The organism is Salinivibrio sp. PR919 (genome assembly GCF_001995355.1).
GTDB classification, from domain to species: domain Bacteria; phylum Pseudomonadota; class Gammaproteobacteria; order Enterobacterales; family Vibrionaceae; genus Salinivibrio; species Salinivibrio proteolyticus.
The window spans coordinates 1-2,427 of record NZ_MUFL01000157.1 but is presented as its reverse complement, the minus strand read 5'-3'; the positions used below and the strand labels follow the sequence as shown (position 1 = coordinate 2,427).

Below are 2,427 nucleotides of genomic sequence, written 5' to 3'. Positions count from 1 at the left end.
ATAGTTGTCTTTCTCAACACCAATGCGTCCGCGATCCCAGTAACGCTCAGCGAGTACATAGTTAGACAAGTACTCCATAGGGTGGAGCGGGGGATTCATTACGTAGTGGTCAGGGTAATAAGTGATGCATTCTGCACTCATGTAGACAGTGCGTAATGCACCGTTAGCGTCTTGAATGCGACCAAACCAAAGAGGGTCGCCTGTCGCGCCGATCACAACACATTGAGGCACATAAAACGACCAACCATCATAGCCTGTTAACCATGCCATGTTAGAAGGGTCATGGACCAACAAGGTATCGATCTCATGCTCTTCCATCGCATAGCGAACCTTCGCTAAACGGGCGCTGTATTCTTCGTATGAAAACTTCAATACAACGTCGCTCATACGCATGACTCCTGTCCAATACCACGACTGTGGCGCTACTAAAACGTACTACTGACCGGTAATCGAACTTGGATCAAAGGCGATTACCGGTACAGAAAGGTGCCGTTTTTCGGTCTTGTTATCGAACAAACGGAGGAGGCTCGCTTGTGTGCACAGCTGTACATCTATGATTTTCATTGTCTAAATTATCGACAATGGCGCACTACTCTCTACAGCAGGATAAGGTTTTGTTTCGCCTCTAATTAAGAGTTACACCATAGAGTGAAATATCGTCAAGTTTTGTTGGAAACAATTTTGTCACTAATGTGACAACTGTTATTAACAGTGCAAAAGTGGCCGAGAAGAAAATAACGAAAGGCGGGGATGGTCATAAGGTGAAAGCTGGCACAGCGCTCTTACAAAGTACTGAACCAGTCTTAGGCAGCAGATTGCACTAATAGCACCCAACCTGCTGATTGGGTGCTTAAAATGGTGCTTATTGTTTTTTCAGCACGTACATGTCGGCTAAATCGCCGTCGATACGCTCACCGTTCATATCGAGCATGATGATTTGGTTCTCTGCCACGAAGAACTGATTAGGCGTGTCGGTTAGACCTTGGAGGGTGACGATGGTACCCATGTCGCCCCAAGTGAAGGTCCCTTCCTCTTTTAATGCCTCACCTTCTTTACCTAGATAGGTTTTGGTCAGTACATAGGTGTTATCGTCATTCAGCGTCAGGCTGGTTTCGATACCTTCACAATCTGCACAGGGGACGACACCTTGATACGTGCCATTCCAATCCAGTGATAGTTTTGCATTGTGGTGATCAACCATCTCGTTGACAGCATCGCCTGCTGCATCAACTGCATTTTCGGCGCTATCCATCGCTTGTTCTGCGCCAGCTTGAACATTTTCTACTGCGTTTTCAACTTGCGTCTCGGTGGCTGGTTTGTCATTGGCCTGTTGCTCACAGCCCACTAAAACAGCGACAAGAGCGAGTGGTGCTAGTACAAATGCCTTTTTCATGATGACCTCTTTTGCATGTTCGATACATGATTACTTTAAACGTGATGAGGGCGTTGCCCTTAATGGATGTACTCATTGTAGCGGCAGACAGGAGGGTGGTGTCATTGTTAAGCTAGGCTTAAGTCAATGTTATTCGATGAAAGTAAAGAAACCGTCAACTGATCAAAACTGGGATTTACTTCGTTAGTAACAAGGTTGCCGAATAGCAAAGCGGTCAATGAACGCGTCAAACAACAAGGAGCGATGATGCAACAACACAAAATTTTGATGGTGCTGACATCTCACGATGCCATGGGCGAGACGGGACACAAGACAGGCTTTTGGCTTGAAGAGTTCACCACCCCTTACTACGCGTTTAAAGATGCAGGGGCAACCGTTGTGGTCGCTAGCCCTAAAGGCGGAACGGCGCCGATTGACCCAAACAGCGAAGCGGAAGATGCGCAATCAGACTCCACTCGACGCTTTGATGGCGATGCTGAGCTGCAAGATATGATTAATAACACCGTTAAGCTGAGCGATGTGWATGCGTATGAGTATGATGCGATTTTCTATCCCGGTGGGCACGGTCCATTGTGGGACTTGGCGGAAGATCCGACATCTCGTCAGTTGATTGAGACCTTTTACTATCAGGGCAAACCCGTTGGTGCGGTATGCCACGGCCCAGCCGTGTTCCGTCATACGCGTTCAGATCGTGACGAGCCACTGGTGAAAGGCAAACGGGTTACTGGTTTCACCAATAGCGAAGAAGCTGCTGTTGGCTTAACCGAGGTAGTCCCCTTTTTAGTCGAAGACATGCTCAAAGAAAACGGCGGTCTTTATGAGAAAGCGGACGACTTTACCTCGTATGTGGTTACTGATGGCAACTTAGTCACCGGGCAAAATCCGATGTCGTCTGAAGCGTGCGTCAATGCGGTGTTGGCGTTGCTGAAATAACATACATAGACTAATTGGTTGAAAAGGCGCGTATAACGCGCCTTTTTTAACAAAACAAAAACATAATGTATAACTACCAAGGCTGGCTGTATGGCTAAATT

The 2,427-nt window shown here is 47.1% G+C and carries 3 protein-coding genes; 1 reads left to right on the top strand and 2 read right to left on the bottom strand.

Annotation, left to right across the window (positions count from 1 at the left end; all coding sequences use genetic code 11):
* A partial coding sequence (locus tag BZG83_RS16280; protein WP_198929751.1) for an aminopeptidase P family N-terminal domain-containing protein occupies nucleotides 1-387 on the bottom strand: 387 nt, incomplete at its 3' end.
* 475 nt (nucleotides 388-862) lie between these two features.
* Nucleotides 863-1,393: a copper resistance protein NlpE gene (locus tag BZG83_RS16275; RefSeq protein WP_077482114.1), complete on the bottom strand. Its 531-nt coding sequence runs from the start codon at nucleotides 1,391-1,393 to the stop codon at nucleotides 863-865.
* A 246-nt stretch (nucleotides 1,394-1,639) separates the two neighbouring features.
* On the opposite strand from BZG83_RS16275, the gene BZG83_RS16270 reads away from it, so the two are divergent.
* Nucleotides 1,640-2,326, top strand: a complete 687-nt coding sequence (locus BZG83_RS16270; protein ID WP_077482111.1) for a type 1 glutamine amidotransferase domain-containing protein — start codon at nucleotides 1,640-1,642, stop codon at nucleotides 2,324-2,326.
* Nucleotides 2,327-2,427 lie beyond the last annotated feature (101 nt).